16 protein-coding genes are annotated in these 15,373 nt (G+C 70.6%); 8 read left to right on the top strand and 8 right to left on the bottom strand.

Annotated elements, in window-relative coordinates; all coding sequences use genetic code 11:
* Window positions 1–62: 62 nt before the first annotated feature.
* Window positions 63–278, bottom strand: coding sequence for a zinc finger protein (locus tag AB0H93_RS43655; RefSeq protein WP_358582724.1), 216 nt, complete (start codon window positions 276–278; stop codon window positions 63–65).
* A gap of 116 nt (window positions 279–394) precedes the next feature.
* Here AB0H93_RS43655 and AB0H93_RS43660 point away from each other — a divergent pair, with 116 nt between their 5' ends.
* Complete coding sequence (locus AB0H93_RS43660) at window positions 395–1,273, top strand: helix-turn-helix transcriptional regulator (protein ID WP_358582727.1); 879 nt, start codon at window positions 395–397, stop codon at window positions 1,271–1,273.
* Window positions 1,230–1,418 (top strand): DUF397 domain-containing protein, encoded by a 189-nt coding sequence (locus AB0H93_RS43665; protein ID WP_358582730.1) that lies wholly within the window; start codon window positions 1,230–1,232, stop codon window positions 1,416–1,418. The genes AB0H93_RS43660 and AB0H93_RS43665 overlap by 44 nt, the downstream gene beginning before the upstream one ends.
* 5 nt (window positions 1,419–1,423) lie before the next feature.
* Here the strand turns inward: AB0H93_RS43665 and AB0H93_RS43670 are convergent, their stop codons facing one another.
* On the bottom strand, window positions 1,424–4,402 hold the full coding sequence (locus AB0H93_RS43670; RefSeq protein ID WP_358582733.1) for an ATP-binding protein: 2,979 nt from the start codon (window positions 4,400–4,402) through the stop codon (window positions 1,424–1,426).
* Window positions 4,399–5,238 carry a DUF3027 domain-containing protein gene (locus tag AB0H93_RS43675; protein ID WP_358582736.1) on the bottom strand — a complete coding sequence of 280 codons (840 nt, stop codon included), beginning with the start codon at window positions 5,236–5,238 and terminating at the stop codon, window positions 4,399–4,401. Before AB0H93_RS43675 ends, AB0H93_RS43670 begins: the two co-directional genes overlap by 4 nt.
* Window positions 5,239–5,376: 138 nt before the next feature.
* Between AB0H93_RS43675 and AB0H93_RS43680 the strand changes: the two genes are divergently transcribed.
* The 4 genes from AB0H93_RS43680 to AB0H93_RS43695 all read left to right on the top strand — a co-directional run bounded on the left by AB0H93_RS43680 (window position 5,377) and on the right by AB0H93_RS43695 (window position 9,524).
* Window positions 5,377–6,159: a glutaminyl-peptide cyclotransferase gene (locus tag AB0H93_RS43680; RefSeq protein ID WP_358582763.1), complete on the top strand. Its 783-nt coding sequence runs from the start codon at window positions 5,377–5,379 to the stop codon at window positions 6,157–6,159.
* 19 nt (window positions 6,160–6,178) lie between these two features.
* Window positions 6,179–6,928 (top strand): hypothetical protein, encoded by a 750-nt coding sequence (locus AB0H93_RS43685; protein WP_358582739.1) that lies wholly within the window; start codon window positions 6,179–6,181, stop codon window positions 6,926–6,928.
* A gap of 427 nt (window positions 6,929–7,355) precedes the next feature.
* On the top strand, window positions 7,356–9,038 hold the full coding sequence (locus tag AB0H93_RS43690; protein ID WP_358582742.1) for an MFS transporter: 1,683 nt from the start codon (window positions 7,356–7,358) through the stop codon (window positions 9,036–9,038).
* A gap of 9 nt (window positions 9,039–9,047) precedes the next feature.
* Window positions 9,048–9,524 carry a DUF2771 family protein gene (locus AB0H93_RS43695; RefSeq protein WP_358582745.1) on the top strand — a complete coding sequence of 159 codons (477 nt, stop codon included), beginning with the start codon at window positions 9,048–9,050 and terminating at the stop codon, window positions 9,522–9,524.
* 30 nt (window positions 9,525–9,554) lie between these two features.
* On the opposite strand, the gene AB0H93_RS43700 is transcribed toward AB0H93_RS43695, so the two are convergent.
* The 4 genes from AB0H93_RS43700 to AB0H93_RS43715 all read right to left on the bottom strand — a co-directional run bounded on the left by AB0H93_RS43700 (window position 9,555) and on the right by AB0H93_RS43715 (window position 13,128).
* Window positions 9,555–10,208: a response regulator transcription factor gene (locus AB0H93_RS43700; RefSeq protein ID WP_358582748.1), complete on the bottom strand. Its 654-nt coding sequence runs from the start codon at window positions 10,206–10,208 to the stop codon at window positions 9,555–9,557.
* A complete protein-coding gene (locus tag AB0H93_RS43705; protein ID WP_358582751.1) occupies window positions 10,205–11,191 on the bottom strand; it encodes a histidine kinase in 987 nt (328 codons plus the stop codon). Before AB0H93_RS43705 ends, AB0H93_RS43700 begins: the two co-directional genes overlap by 4 nt.
* Window positions 11,188–12,615, bottom strand: a complete 1,428-nt coding sequence (locus AB0H93_RS43710) for a serine hydrolase domain-containing protein (protein WP_358582754.1) — start codon at window positions 12,613–12,615, stop codon at window positions 11,188–11,190. The genes AB0H93_RS43705 and AB0H93_RS43710 overlap by 4 nt, the downstream gene beginning before the upstream one ends.
* 120 nt (window positions 12,616–12,735) lie before the next feature.
* Entirely contained in the window at window positions 12,736–13,128 is a 393-nt protein-coding gene (locus tag AB0H93_RS43715) for a cold-shock protein (protein ID WP_093268579.1), read from the bottom strand.
* Between the two features lie 242 nt (window positions 13,129–13,370).
* Here AB0H93_RS43715 and AB0H93_RS43720 point away from each other — a divergent pair, with 242 nt between their 5' ends.
* A complete protein-coding gene (locus AB0H93_RS43720; protein ID WP_132487231.1) occupies window positions 13,371–13,577 on the top strand; it encodes a hypothetical protein in 207 nt (68 codons plus the stop codon).
* Window position 13,578: 1 nt separating this feature from the next.
* On the opposite strand, the gene AB0H93_RS43725 is transcribed toward AB0H93_RS43720, so the two are convergent.
* Window positions 13,579–14,196, bottom strand: coding sequence for an HAD hydrolase-like protein (locus AB0H93_RS43725; RefSeq protein WP_358582757.1), 618 nt, complete (start codon window positions 14,194–14,196; stop codon window positions 13,579–13,581).
* 109 nt (window positions 14,197–14,305) lie between these two features.
* On the opposite strand from AB0H93_RS43725, the gene AB0H93_RS43730 reads away from it, so the two are divergent.
* A complete protein-coding gene (locus tag AB0H93_RS43730) occupies window positions 14,306–15,280 on the top strand; it encodes a R2-like ligand-binding oxidase (protein ID WP_358582760.1) in 975 nt (324 codons plus the stop codon).
* Window positions 15,281–15,373: the final 93 nt, after the last annotated feature.

Genomic DNA, 15,373 nt, shown 5'->3' on the forward strand with positions numbered 1-15,373 from the left:
TTCCTTTACTATGATTCCCTTATCTACTCTCTTCCGATCGCTGCTCTAGCGGCCACAACCACTCACGACCGCCAGGCGCTGATGCGGCGCCAGCAGTTCATGCAGGTGTCTTCGCGAATCCAGTCCACTTCGGACCTGTCATGCAGCTCCGCCGCATTCGCCTCCGCCCCGCAGAACGCCACCACCAGTTCACCGGCGGGCGATTTCGTCGCTGCGATGGGGAAAGCGTGGCGACCTCCCGTGACCGGGCGCCAGACGTAGGTCAAGTAGTCGGACACTGGGACCTCCTTCTTGTGGTCTCTGACCAGATGAGACCGGTCCAGCTATCTCCGATCAAGCTGGTTCACCGTTATGTGTAATGGCGCAATCTCAGGCCCTGAAATAGCGTGGGCATATGACAACTGCACGTTCACGAGGGCTGGGTGCCGAGATTCGCAAGCTCCGAAAGGAAGCTGGCCTGCGACTAGAGGAACTGGCGGAGCAGTGCGATTGGTCAAGGGCGACCCTCGGCCGGATCGAGGTCGGAGCCAAGGTTCCTTCTGAAACTGAGATAGCAATCATCCTGGGAACACTCGGCATCAAGGGCCAGAAGCGAACGCGCATCCTTGAACTCGCTGAGGACGCGCACAAGCCGCACTGGTGGGAAGTGGGAAACCCAGGACTGCCACAGCAACTCGTTGCCCTGCTGGAGTTCGAGCGGAGCGCTACCGAGATCACCGACGTGTCAATTGGCTTTGTACCGGGCTTGCTTCAGATCGCTGACTACACTCGGGAGATCATGGTCGCTGGCGGACTCAAGGACAGCGACGTTGAATCCAGAGTCGCTCTGCGGCTCGGTCGGCAGAGCGTCCTAACTGGAAAGAGCCCAGTGGAGTTTCACGCCCTGATCGATGAGTCAGTCCTGCACCGTCCGGTCGGGGGCAGCGACGTGATGGGAGAGCAACTCAGGCACATCACGCGTATGGCGCTTCGCCCACACATCACGGTCCAGGTAATCCCTTACGACCTTGGCGCGCATGTCGGCCTGAACGGCAACCAGCTGCTCATGAAGTTCCAACGGCAGCGAACCATCGTCTATTTGGAGCATCGCCGCGCAGGCACGTTCCTGGACGATCCGGCCGAGACTTCCCCGTTCGTCGAGACCGTGACTAGTCTGGCTAAAGCAGCGTTGAGCCCTCATGAATCTGCCGATCTCATCGCTGCATGCGCGAAGAAGATGGAGGAGGGCAATGTCTCCGATCACGAACTGGCGGAAGTCCAGCTACAGCGGTGAAGAAGGCAACTGCGTCGAGGTCGGCGCAGGGCCTGGCCTCGTCGGGGTTCGGGACACCAAGGATCGGGATGGTGGGACCTTGGCCCTTCGGCCGCAGGCTTGGGGTGTTTTCTTAGCCGCCGTCAAGGCTGAGCGCTTCGGGTGAAGCGCTCAGCGCAGGAGGGTTGCCGCTTCCGGGTCCGCCAGCAGGGCCGTTAGGGCGAACCTCTCGTGCCAGGACCCCGATGCCCAGGCCAGGGCTCGGGCCAGGCCGTCCGGGGTGCGCTCCGCGTGGAGCTTCCCCGTCCTGTCGACCCACCAGTGCACCCGCTGCTCCCCCGTCGACGACCGGACTCGCAGCGTGTCGTGGAGCCTGACCTCGCCGGTCGGCACCGTGATCCCCAGCAGCTCGCACGCCGCCGGGACGCGCGCCACCTCCGGCCAGCTCTGGGCGCGGCCCTCGTCCACCACCTGCATCGTGTTCTCTTCCGATGCCAGCGGCAGATCCAGGAGTTCCGCCAGGGATTCCGCGTCGAACTGGTCCGGGCTGCCGCCCGCGATCACCAGCGGCGCTTCCAGCACGCCCAGCATCCACGGCTCGTCGAGGACCACCGCTCGCCCGGTGCTGACCACCGCGCCCGACACCGAGCGCACCATCTCCGGGAGATCGATCTCGGCCGGGTCCACGACACCCGACGCGACCGCGTCCGCCAGCGCCTGGTGCGCGCGCAGCGCAGTTCCGGCACGCACGGCGCGATCCGGGTCACCGAGGCGTTCCAGCAGGTCCGCAGCGTCGTCGGAATCGTCGATGACGAGCTCGCTGCGCACGCCCGTGATCCTCAGCTGCTCGTCGTCGAGGCCGACATCGGGCACCGCGTCGAAGAGGCCCGCCAGCTCCCCAGCAGCGGCGAGGCGCCAGTGCCGGGGCGGCTGGCCTGCGAGCAGCGCGTAGCGCGCGATCCACCAGGCCGAGTAGCTGTTCGGTTCGCGCAGGGCGCGCAGGGTTTCCGGGTTCCGCACCAGCAGGCGGATCGCCGCCGGCCAGCAGTCGTCCGCGACCAGGTCCAGGTCCCGGATTCCGGTGAACCTGGCCGGCGGCCAGTTCTCGGGCTGCGCGGCTTCCCGCTCCGCCCACCAGTGGCGAGAGTCCGGGAAGTCGTCGTCCGCTTCGACCGGGTCTTCCTCGACGTGCACCGCGAAGTCGTCCAGCACGCCGACCGCCCGCAGCAGCTCCGCGGGCCGGTCGGTGGCGAATGCCTCGTCCAGCACGGCGAGCGGCCCGTCCGCACCGATGTACTCGGCGTCGATGACCTCCAGCAGCGCCGCATCGGGCAGCAGGAGTTCGTCCGCGCGGCGGAAGTCGCCGTTCGCGTCCGGCAGCGCCAGCGCGCCCAGCCAGTCGCGCGGCTGCGCGCTCGCTACCAGCCGCAACACCGCTTCCGCCAACGGCCGCACGTCCGCTCCGGCTCGCGCGTCGGAGACGCTGCCGCGCACCGCCTCCTCCAGCGACGGGGCGTCGAGCAGCTCCGCCGGGCCGGCCGGGTGCGCACCGAGCTTCTCCAGCAGCGGATGCGTCGCATCGGGGTGCGCGATGCGCAGGCCCGAGATGTCCAGAGTGGACAGCAGCGCCGCCGGATCCGGGTCCGCGTCTCGATGGCTGAGCAGGACATCCCGCACACCCGTCACCGTGCGGCCGTCCGCCAGCGGCACCGGCAGCGCGGAGAACTCCTCGCGCGCCACGGGATCCGCGCCCTCGATCGGGACCAGCGCGTCGTAAAGGCTGTACCACCAGTGCGGCGGTCGCTGCAGGCCGGTGACCGCGTCGACGATCTCCGCCGCGGCGAGCCGCCGGACCTCCAGCACGTGCAGCGACCTGCGGTGCCGGGCATCCGCCAGGTCCGCCGTGAGCAGGCCCGGGATCACGTCCTTGAGCAGCTCGGCGAGCTCCGGCGAGATGTATTCGAGGACCCGGGATTCCAGCGGCGCCACCAGGTTCCCGTTCGCCGCAGGCAGCCAAGCCGCGACCCGCAGCCGGTCGTTGACGCCCTGCCGCAGCTTGTCGTCCACATCGGACAGCGGGAAGCCCGGCAGCGGCACCAGCGCCGTCCGGTGCTCCACGGCGATCTTGCCGACCAGCCCGGGATAGCACTCGGCGGCGAACGTCAGCACCGCGTCCGTGGCGGCCGACGCCGCCACCCGCCGCCGGTCCGGCTCCACCGGCACGCTCGCCAGCAACCGCGCAGGCAGCGACAGCCGCTCCTCGGTCGGTGTCGGCGCGTGCAGCACGTCTTCGGCCAGCGGGATCGGCGTGCCGTCCTCGTCCAGCGGCACCGCCCAGGTCACGCGCCACTCCGTGGCGTGCCGGGCCTCGACGCCCAGGCCGGCCAGCGCCGTCTCGCTCAACGTGCCCGTCGCGCGGTGCACGAGCCACCGGTCGCTGCGGGTCGGGCCGTGCACGACCAGTCGATCGGCGCCCTCGTCCACGCGCCGCCACGTCTTCTCGCCGATCCGGATCTCGGTCAGCGCGGGCAGCGCGATCAGCAGATCCGGGGCCTGGTCGGTGAACGCCGCCATCAGCGCGTCCGTGACCACATCAGGGCGCAGCGGCAACCGCACCTCGGTGTCGAAGCCCGCGGGCGGCTCATCGGCGACCGCCCACGGCAGCCGCAGCACCGGCACCGCGCCTTCCCGCGCCGCAAGCTCCTCCGCCGGGCCCGGCAGCTCCGCCGCCGCTTCCCTGGTCCGCTCGGCGGAGAACGCAACGCCGCCGGACGTCGACACGATCTGCGGCTCGTCGGACACCGCCAGCACCGCGGCGAACCCGACGCCGAACCGGCCGACCGAGGCGCCCTCGCGCTTGGCCGACGCGCGCAGCGAAGCCAGGCCCGCCACGCCGTCCGCGGTCAGCGGCGACCCGGTGTTCGCGACCCGCAGCTCACGGCCGACGAGCTCGACGTGCAGCACGCCGTCGGCGCCCGCCGCGTCTGCGGCGTTCTGCGCCAACTCGACCAGCAGCCGGTCGCGGTAGCCGCCGAGCCTGAGGTCTTCCTCGGCGTTGGCGTCCTCGCGGAACCGGGTCGGCGAGGACTCCCAGGACTGCAGCACGGCCCGCCGAAGCTCGGCCGTACCGAACGGATCCGCTCCGCTCACCCGCGCGGCTCGAAGTCCAGGGTGGCGTCGTCGTAGACGACCTCGGCCACCGGCACCGTCGACGAGGTGTCCACCTCGACCTCCGAATGCGCGCCGCAACCGAACTCCACGCTGACCACGCGACCGTCGGCGGGCGCGAGCTCGTTGGCGCAGACGCCGAACGCGCCGCCCATCGAACCCGCCAGCTTCAGGAAGAAACCGCAGGTGCCGCAGGCCCCCGGGGCCAGCTTGGCGATGTCGGCGCGCGGCCCGAACTCGCCGTTGTGCCAGCGGTCCGCGGCCTCCAGCCGGCCCTCCAGGCTGAGCACCCGCTTGCGGCCGAGGCCGACCTCGTGGGCGACCTCCTCGACCGCGGGGTCGTCGCTGGTCAGGTAGCCGGGCGCCAGCCGCGGGTCGTCCGCGGTGGTCGGCAGCAGGTCACCCGCGCCGAGATCACCGGGGCGCACCCGCTGGTTCCACGGCACCCATTCCGGCGCGGTCAACGCGCTCGGACCGGGCAGCAGCACGACCTCGCTGACCGTCACCGGCTCGCCCGGGCCGACGCTGGCGACCGTAACCGCCCAGCGCCACCCGACGTAACCCGGGTAGTTCGACTCGAAGTAGTGCGTGACCGCGTGCGGGCCCTCGGCTTCGATGCCGACGTGCGCCCCCACCGAGGCGCCGGCCTCGGCGTCCAGGGTCAGCACCGGCGAGCCGATCGGGTCGTCCCCGGGCCGCGCCTCTTCCTCCGCCGCAGCTCGCGCGACGTCCTCGGCGGCGGCGAGCTCCGGGTTCGGCGGCACGGGCGCAGGCTGCCCGATGTCCTCGAACGGGGCATCCGCGCCTGGGCTGGTCATCGGAGCAGGCATAGGCGTCACATGCTCGATTGTGCCGTACGTGGTCGTCGCTGCCGCCGCCCGTGTCAAGCTTTCGGGGTGCGACTCCTCCCGACTCGACGTTGTCTGTGCGGCTGGGTGCTCGCCATCGGGCTGGGGTTGGTGGCGTGCGCGCCGCAGGTACCAGCGCAACACGACGGCCAGGACGACCGCGAGCAAACCGATCAGGGCGTTGGGCACGCGGGAAGCCTGCCACACCTCCGAGCGGAGGTGATCTCCGTGCTCCCGCACGACCGCTCCTCATTCACTCAGGGCCTCGAACTGGCCGCCGGGACCCTCTACGAAGGCACCGGCATGCACGGTTCGTCGCTGCTCCGCGCCACCGATCTCGCCACCGGCGAGGTGCGCCGCGAAGCCCGGCTCCCGGCCGAGCTCTTCGGTGAGGGCATCACCGTCACGGGTGACCGTATCTGGCAGCTCACCTGGCAGGAAGGGGTTGCGCTGGAGCGAGACCGGGTGACGCTGGACGAGCTGCGCCGTGTGGAGTACTCGGGCGAGGGATGGGGCCTGTGCTTCGACGGGGTGCGGCTGGTCATGAGCGACGGCAGCGACCGGCTGACCTTCCGCGACCCGGCGACGTTCGCGCCGATCGGCGGCGTCGACGTGCGGCGCGGCGGATCCGCGGCGGAGGAGCTCAACGAGCTGGAGTGCGTCGGCGACCAGGTCTGGGCCAACGTCTGGGGCAGCGACGAGATCCTGCGCATCGACCCGGCGACCGGGCAGGTGACCGCGGTGGTGGACGCGTCCGGGCTGCTGAGCTCCTGGGAGCGGGCGGGCACCGACGTGCTCAACGGCATCGCCGCGATCCCCGGCACCGACGAGTTCCTGCTCACCGGCAAGTACTGGCCGACGATTTTCCGAGTTCGCTTCGTCCCGGCGTGATCGTTAGTACGGTCGCCGCATGGATGATCAAGACGACCTGGTGGAGCCGCTGCACGTGCTCTGCGTGCTCGGCACCGGCATGGACTTCGACGTGGTCGAGGCGGCCGTCCGCGCGTTCGGCGGGCCGTTCTTCTCGCTGGACCGGGAGTCGTCGAAGCACGAGCACGACCCGCGGATGCCCGACGCGTTCGAGGCCTGCCTCGCGCAGTTGACCTTCACCGACGACGACTGGACCGCGGTCGACGAGCACGATTCGGTCGCGTACGTGCTCGCGAAGGGCGGGCAGGAGCACGCCTCCTTCATCTCCGAGCGGATGCTGGCGGTGGCGGCGGAGCTGTTCGAGCGTTGCGGCGCCACCGCGATCAAGAGCGAGAGCAGCGGTCTCGCCCACGGCCGGGAGACGTGGCTGGCGCTGGCCGAAGATGCCGCGGAGCCCGATGTCCTCCGCCAGGCCTGGGTGAAGCGACCGATCTACAGCGGCGAGGTGCTCCACACCTGCGGCATGCACCTGCTCGGGGTGCCCGACGTGGAGGTGGAGGCCGACGGGCTGCTGGACGAGAACCGGCTCGGCGAGTGGGTCGAGCTGATCGACGGCCTGGCGGGCTACCTGCTGACCGAGCCGCGGGCGGCGGAGATCCGCGACGGCGAGGGCTTCCGGCTCACCGAGGACTCGCCGCGCTGGCTGCTGCGGCAGCAGTCGTGCGACCGCTACGACGACGAGGACATCTTCTTCAACCCCTACGGCTACTGGCGCCTCACGCCCGCCTGAGCAGGCGTCGTGCTGGGCCGCTGCAGCGGCTTGTTCGGGATGTGGTGACGCGGGGTTGTGGTGGGGCTCCGCTCTGCGGAGCGGCGAAGCCGCCTGTCCACACCTAGCTGTCGAGGTGAACGGCCTGTTCACCTCGTCTATCGGCGCGAACGGTCCGTTCACCTCGAACCGGCAACACCTGCCGGCGTTGGGTGGATGGAGCGAACGGCCTGTTCACCTCGCCTATCGGCGCGAACGGTCCGTTCGCCCCACACGCGAGACCCGTCGAATCTTCTCGCCACCCGGCCGGGGTGGTTTCGGGCCGTTTATGTCGCTCGATGGTGTCCAGGTGTATCTGGCGGGCCGGTTCCGTCCTCTTTATTCGCGGGGCCGCCGAAATCCGGCGGACGCCCGAACGGCCGGAGGCGGGTGAGGCAGGATGAACGGTATGGGTTTGCGACGCCACGACCAGCGGTCGGACGCCTCGCGCGGCCGATCGGGCTGGGGCGCCGGGCAGCGCGGCAAGCGCGGTTGGTACGCCGAAGGCGGCCGGGAGGCGCCGCCGGAGCACGGCTCGGAGCAGCGCGACGAGCCGCAGCGCGCCGAGCACCGGTTCGAGGCGTCGAGCAGGGGCGAGCACCGGACCGACCGGCGGTATCCGTGGGAGGACGATCCGGACTACGACCGGCCGCGCAGCCACGGCCGGCGGTTGCCGCCGCTGCCCGAAGACCACCCCGGACGGGCCGAGGAGGAGCCCGAACCCGAGCAGCCCCGGGGCACGGCACCGCCCCGGAAGCTGACGGTCACCCGGGTCGCCGCGTGGCGCAGCCGGGACCTGACGCAACGCGCGATGCGGATGTTCTTCTCGCTCGCGCACGCCGACGGCGCCGACCGGTCCGGGCTCGCGAAGTTCACCTACGCCGTGATGGGCAACTACGCGGTGGACGCCGCGATGGCGGTCGCGCTGGCCAACACCCTGTTCTTCTCCGCCGCCACCGGCGAGAGCAAGGACAAGGTCGCGCTCTACCTGCTGATCACGGTCGCGCCGTTCGCGGTGATCGCCCCGGTGATCGGCCCGGCGCTGGACCGGCTGCAGCAGGGCCGCCGCTTCGCGCTCGCCGCGTCGTTCGCGATCCGCGTGCTGCTCGCGGCCGTGATGGCGCTGAACTTCAACAGCTGGCTGCTCTACCCGGCGGCGCTGGGCTGCATGGTGCTGTCGAAGTCCTTCGGCGTGCTCAAGGCGGCGATGACACCGCGGGTGCTGCCGACGCAGATCACGCTGACCAAGGCCAACTCCCGGTTGACCGCGTTCGGCATGGCCGCGGGCGGGATCTTCGGCGCGATCGCGTCCGGCTTCGCCTGGCTGCTGGGTTCCGAGGGCGCGCTGTGGTTCATGGCCGCGATGGCGGCCGGCGGCGTGTGGCTGTGCCTGCGGATCCCGGGCTGGGTGGAGAGCACCGAGGGCGAGGTGCCGACGTCGATCGGCTCGAACCCGGCGCAGACCAAGAAGGTTCCGCTGAGCAGGCACGTCGTGGTGGCGTTGTGGGGCAACGGCGGCATCCGGCTGCTGACCGGCTTCCTGACGCTGTTCGCGGCGTTCGTGATCAAGCAGAGCACCCAGCACGAGCCGTTCATGCAGCTGGTGCTGCTCGGCCTGATCGGCGGCGCGGCCGGGGCCGGCAGCTTCCTCGGCAACGGGCTGGGTTCGAAGATGCACTTCGGCAAGCCGGACCGGGTGATCATCGCCTGCCTGGGCAGTGCGCTGGCGGTCGCGGTCTGCGCGGCGGTGCTGGCCGGGTTCCCGCTCGCGGTGGTGGTCGGCCTGGTCGGCGCGACGGCCAGCGCACTGGCCAAGGTCTGCCTGGACGCGGTGATCCAGCACGACATGCCGGAGCAGTCGCGGGCCTCGGCGTTCGGCCGGTCCGAGACGATCTTGCAGCTCAGCTGGGTCTTCGGCGGCGCGCTGGGCGTCCTGCTGCCGCCGGTCTACTGGATCGGGTTCGCGGTGGTCTCCGCCGCACTGGCGCTGATGCTGGCGCAGACGATCGTGGCCGGCCGTGGCGGCACGCTGCTGCCACGCCTCCCGCGCCGGTCCGCACCGGCCACCGCGCGATTACGGACCAAGTCGTAGGCTCGAACCGTGCATCGTGGACTGAAGCCGCTGCTGGCGGTGGCGGGCATCGCGCTCGCCGCCGGTTGTGCCGCCCCCAGCGAACCGCAGGTCACCTTCTACTCCCACGGGAACTCGGTGACCGTCAACCCCGCCCAGTACTGCGACGCGACGGGGCAGAACTGCGTGACGCCGCCGGAGAACCCGGTCGGCGACCTGCGGGTGCCCGACCGCAACCCGCTGCAGATCTCGGTCCCCGGCGAGGTCGCGGCGGCCCCGTGGCAGGTGGTGTTCATCTACCGCGGGCTGGGCGGCGAGGAGCTGGACGGCCGCAGCCAGGTCTTCCCGCCCGACTCGCGGCACGCCTACACGCTGCAGCTGCCGCCGGACGGCGGCCGGTTGGAGCACGTGGAGGTCCAGAAGTTCTCGGCGGTGCTGACGCCCGGCGCCGACGGCGGCGTCGACTTCGGCATCGGCGGCAGCTGGATCCTGAACGTCCAGCAGTGACATCCGGCGGGTCTCACCTGTCGCGCCGCTTCAGTCGTCGACCAGCCCGGCCTCGTACGCGGTGATCGCGGCCTGGACGCGGTTGTTCGCGGACAGGCGTTGCAGGATCGTGCTGACGTGCGCCTTGACGGTGCCTTCGGCAAGGAACAGCCGCCGCGCGATGTCCTGATTGGACAGTCCCGCGCCGACCAGCGCCAGCACCTCGCGTTCCCGCGGGGTCAGGGTCGCCACCCGGTCGCGGGCGGCGGTTCGCCGGGCGGCCTGGCCGCCGCGCATCCCGGCGATCACCCGCTGAGCGATCCGGGGCGACAGGTACGCCGCGCCGTCGGCCACGGCGCGAACGCCGATGAGGAGTTCGCGCGGATCGGCGGCCTTGAGCAGGAATCCGCGGGCGCCGTCGCCGAGCGCTCGCGCCACGAACCCGTCCTCGTCGAAGGTGGTGAGCACGACGACCTTGACCTCCGGCTGCGCGCGGGCCAGTTCCGCGGCGGCGGCGAGCCCGTCGAGCCGGGGCATCCGGATGTCCAGCAGGACGACGTCCGGCCGGTGCTCGGCGGCCAGTTCGATGGCCTGCCGCCCGTCCTCGGCCTCGGCGACCACGTCGATCTCCGGGTCGGTCGCCAGGATCGACCGGACCCCGGCGCGGATCATGGCCTCGTCGTCGGCCAACAGCACGCGGATCATTCGTCTTCCTTCGTCGCGGGCACAGCCGGGCAGGACAGCCGAGCGGTCACGGTGAAGCCGTCGCCGGGCTCGGCCCGGAAGGTGCCGCCGAGCAATCGGACCCGCTCTGCCAGCGCCAACAGCCCGCTGCCGTTTCCTCCGTCGAGCACCGGCGGCGCGTCGACGGCCGAGTTTCGCACGATGACGTTGAGCCCGTTGGGAATTCGCTCGACCCGCACGGTCACCTCGGCCCCGGGCGCGTAGCGGGCGGCGTTGGTCAACGCCTCCTGCACCACCCGGTGCGCTGCGCGGTCCACCTCCGGCGGCACCGCGAGCGGCTCGCCGCTCCGCAGCAGCGACACCGCCATCCCGGCGCTGCGCGCGCGGTCGACCAGCACCTCCACCGACTCGTCCGGCGGCTCGACGCTCGGGGTGCCGTTCTCCCGCAGCATCCCGATCGTCTGCCGGAGCCGATCGGTGGCGGCGACCGCCGTGGCGCGCAGCTCGGCGGCCGCTTGCTGGTTGGCTTCGGCCATTTCCGGGGCCAGTTCGAGGGATCCGGCGCGCAGCGCGATCAACGCCAGGTCGTGGCCGAGCGAGTCGTGCATGTCCGCGGCGATCCGGGCGCGTTCCCGCAGCCTCGCGCGCTCGGCGACGAACTCCTGCTCCCGCTCCATCTGCTCGACCCGCTGCTGACCGGCGACGATCAACTCGGCCTGCTGCCGCCGGAACTGCCCGGCAAGCCACGGCAACGCCACGAAAACGGTCAGGCACAGCAGGGAGCTGAAGCCGGCCCAGAAGTCCACGACCGCGCCGACGACCCCGCCCAGCGCGGCGACCGAGAGCCAGGCCCAGCCGCGGCGAACCGGCAGGTGCCGGCCGTGGAAGTAACCCACCACGGCCAGCGCCACGAGCAGCAGCAGCCGCCACACCTCGGCGTCGAGCCCGTAACCGGCGAGCGCGCACACCCCGGCGATGACCAGCAGAGCCGCGCCGTTCCTCACCCGGACGACCTTACGGCGCGCAGCCTCAGCAGCCGGAACACCGCGGTGCTGAGCCCTGCGAGCGCCGCGACCAGGAGCACGGCCGTCAAGGGCAGCGGGAAGTACGTCATCTGCGCCCAGGTGACCGTGCGGCCGTTGCTGATGAACGAGATCAGGCTCGGATAGGCCAGGAACACCGCGACCGGGATCAACACAGGCACCAACCGCAACGCGATCCGCCAAACCGGCCGCCCGGCGCGCTTGGCCGCCCAGCGACGAGAACGCACCGCGCCGAGCACCCCCAGCCCCACGGCCGCCAGCCCGATCAGGCCAAGCACCAGCTCGAACTGCTGCCGCGTGCCGCCGGGCACCTCGGGCGTCTTCCCCTCGCTCAGCGCCACCAGCCCGGTGAGGATGTCGTAGTAGTCGCCGTTGAGGGAAGCGTTGTTGGTCATGACGGCGAAGCCATAGCCAGTCTCCGGGATGATCATCTCCGTCGCGGCGTAGGTGAACAGGTTCCCGTCGTGCACCAGCCTTTCCGGGCCGTCGGCGGGCTTGTCAATGCCCCAGCCCATGCCGTATTCGCGCACGCCGGAAGGGCTGTGCATGGCGCGCAGGCTCTCCGGCGCGACGAGCTGACGCCCGTGGCCGCCCTGCGTGATCAGCCACTTCCCCATGTCGGCGGCGGTGGTGATGACGCCGCCGCCACCGCTGCCGTCGAGGAATCCGGGCAGCTCCGGGCGGGAGAACCACGCACCGAACAGCGAGTTGTAGCCGTCGGCGGGGCGGACAACCTCATCGCGAAGCGCGCTGCGGCTCATCCCGAGAGGACCGAACACGTGCTGCTGCATGTAGTCGTCGAAGGTCTGGCCGCCGGCGACCTCGACGAGCCGGGCCGCAAGGTCGTAGTTGACGTTGCAGTACTCCCAGTGCGTGCCCGGTTCGGCGGCCAGCGAGCCGGTGCTCAGCCGCGAGGCGTACTCGGCGAGCGAGCCCGCTTCCTCCAGCGAGTTGATGTCGATGGTGCGGTCGGAGAAACCGGAAGTCTGGTTCAGCAGGTGCCGGACGGTGACCTCGCGGGAGCGCGGATCGGCCATGGCGAACCCGGGCAGCTGCTCGACGACCGGCCGGTCCAGCGCGATCTTGCCCGCGTCGACCAGGGTCATGACCGCCATGGCCGTGAACGACTTGCTGACCGACGCGACCCGCATCGGGGTGTCGGCGGTGACCGGCCGCCCATCGGAATCGTGGCCGTAGCCGGCGGCGTGCACGATCCTGTCGTCCTTGGTGACCACCACCGAGAACCCGGGCATGTCGGTGGATTCCAGCGCGTGGGTCAAGTAGTCGTCGATGGCCGGTGCGGTCGGTTCGGGCGCGGCCTGCGCGGTGGCGGGACCGATGGAGACCCCGACGGCCACCGCGAGCGCGATGATCTTGGCTTTCATGCAGGTGAACCTATGGATCAGGACACCCCGGCCGGATCTGCCGACCGTCCACGGCCACCCCTGACGAAAGACATAAAGAGGGCCGGGCGCACCTCGATGCGCCCGGCCCTCTTGATGTCGTCAGTTGCCCGGGTCGAGTTCCCTGGCTACCGCGCGCACGACCTCGCCGATCCGCTTCGACATCTTGCGGTCCGGGTAGCGGCCGCGGCGCAGGTCGGGCTGGATCTTCAGCTCCAGGAGCTTGATCATGTCCTCGACCATGCCGTGCAGTTCGTCGGCGGAACGCCGGTGCGCCTCCGCCACCGACGGCAGCGGGTCCAACAGCTTGACCTTGAGGGCCTGCGGGCCGCGGCGCCCCTGCGCCATGTCGAAGTCGACGCGCTGGCCCGTCTTGAGCGCCTCCACACCCGACGGCAGCGCCGAGGACCGCACGTACACGTCCTCCCCGCCGTCCTGGGTCAGGAAGCCGAAGCCCTTCTCCGCGTCGAACCACTTGACCCTGCCGGTCGGCACTGTCCTCACCGTTCCCTGTCGAATGCGCTGGCCCGGTCTCCGGGTCCTCGTCGTCCCTCTGGCTGTCCGCCGAGCGGAACCTATTGGCCCCGGCACGACGAAAGCGCCCCGAAAACGCCACGCAGTTGGGCGCGCCGGGACGCGTCACAGCAAGCGTACCGCGTACCCAGCCGATAACACCCGTCCTTATCGACCAAGGCCCGCTGCGGCACTTGGCGCAGTCGCTGAATACGCTGCTCAGCATGGCAGCTGCTACGCCCAGGTCCGCGATCCTCCCGGTTTCGATGATCCTGTTCGGGCTGGGACTGCTGGCGATCATCGCGATTTTCGCGCTGTTCGCCGCCGGCTACGAGAACATGCCGGTCTGGCTCAACCTCGCGACCCTGCTGTGCCCGGCCGGGCTGATCTTCGGCGTGATCGCCACGGTCCTGCGCAGCCGCAAGCGCTGATTCAAAGCTGCGCGAGCCATGCCGGGAACTCGGTGAGGTCGCGCAGCGCGACGTCGGCGCCGGCTTCCACCAGCTCGTCGACGCCATAGGGACCGGTGGCCACGCCGACCGCGACCGCACCCGCGGCCTTCGCGCCGACGATGTCGCCGAGGTGGTCGCCCACGTAGATCGCCGCGCCCTCCTCGCGCAGCACTTCGCCCTTCGCCGCGGCGAAGACGTCGCCGGCGAGCCGGTCGACGTCCCAGCCGAACGCCTTCAGGTGCAGGGCCGCACTCGGCTCGTACTTCCCGGTGATCACCAGGGTCCGCCCGCCCGCTTCGCGGACCGCGTCCAGCGCCCGCTCGGCGCCCGGCATCGGCTTGGTCAGCCCGACCACCACGGACGGGTAGATCTCGCGGAAGTGGCCGACGAGCCGCTCGACCATCGGCTCGTCGAAGCCGTAACCGCGCATCGTGTCGGCCAGCGGCGGCCCCAGGTGCGCCGCGACTGCCTCGCCGTCCAGCGACAACGCGAACTCCTCGTTCAGGGCTTCGATCGCGCGGACCACGCCCGGCCGCGGATCGATCAGGGTCATGTCCAGGTCGAAGCCGACCACCGGCGCACTGCGCTGTTCTGCCACGCGCACCACCCTACGTTCGGGGGACGCGCGCCCCCTTGACTCGAAACTGCGCAGTATCGAAAATCACGGTCATAATATTCCTCACAATTTGGCGAGCTGGAGTCGTTCAATGACGAGCACCACCGCGCACCCCGCCCACCGCGAAGGTTTCCACTCACTCAAGGCCAGCGGCCTGAACTGGGACTCGCTGCCGCTGCGGCTGTTCAACAAGGGCAACGCCAAGTTCTGGAACCCCGCCGACATCGACTTCAGCAAGGACGCCGAGGACTGGCAGCGGCTCGACGAGGCCGAGCAGCGCAGCGTGGCGGGCCTGTGCGCGCAGTTCATCGCCGGCGAGGAAGCCGTGACGCAGGACCTCCAGCCGTTCGTGTCCGCGATGGCCGCCGAGGGCCGGTTCGGCGACGAGATGTACCTGACGCAGTTCGTTTTCGAGGAGGCCAAGCACACCCAGGTCTTCCGGCTGTGGCTGGACGCCGTCGGGCTCACCGACGACCTGCACGGGCTCGTCGAGGAGAACCCCGGCTACCGCGAGATCTTCTACCGGGCGCTGCCCGAATCGCTGCACGCGCTGCACGCCGACCCGAGCCCGGAGAACCAGGTGCGCGCGTCGGTCACCTACAACCACGTGGTCGAGGGCACCCTGGCCCTGACCGGCTACTACGCCTGGCACAAGATCTGCGTCAGCCGCGGCATCCTGCCCGGCATGCAGCAGGTCATCCGGCGCATCGGCGATGACGAGCGCCGCCACATGGCGTGGGGCACGTTCACCTGCCGCCGCCACGTGGCCGCCGACGAACGCAACTGGGACGTGGTGCAGGACCAGATGGCCAAGCTGCTGCCGCACGCCATCGCCCAGGTCCAGTGGAAGCCGGAGGACGCACCCGAGGTGCTGCCCTTCGAGCTGGACAAGGATGAGCTCACGGCCTACGCCTCGGACCGCGCGACCCGCCGACTCGGCGCGATCTCCAGCGCCCGCGGCGTGCCGCTGGCCCAGATCGACGTCGACGCCTCCCCCGAACAGCTGGAAGACCAGTTCGGCGCCGAGGACGCCGCCGAACTCGCGAAGCTCGACGCCCAGCGCTGATCCAGCGGTGGTGGGCGCCTTCGGCCGAAGGCGCCCGGGTTTTTGTTGGTGGTGGGGGTGGTATGGGCGCTCTCCGGTGATCGAGCGCGCCGG

It is taken from the genome of Saccharopolyspora sp. NPDC050642 (assembly GCF_040654735.1).
Lineage (GTDB): Bacteria > Actinomycetota > Actinomycetes > Mycobacteriales > Pseudonocardiaceae > Saccharopolyspora > Saccharopolyspora elongata.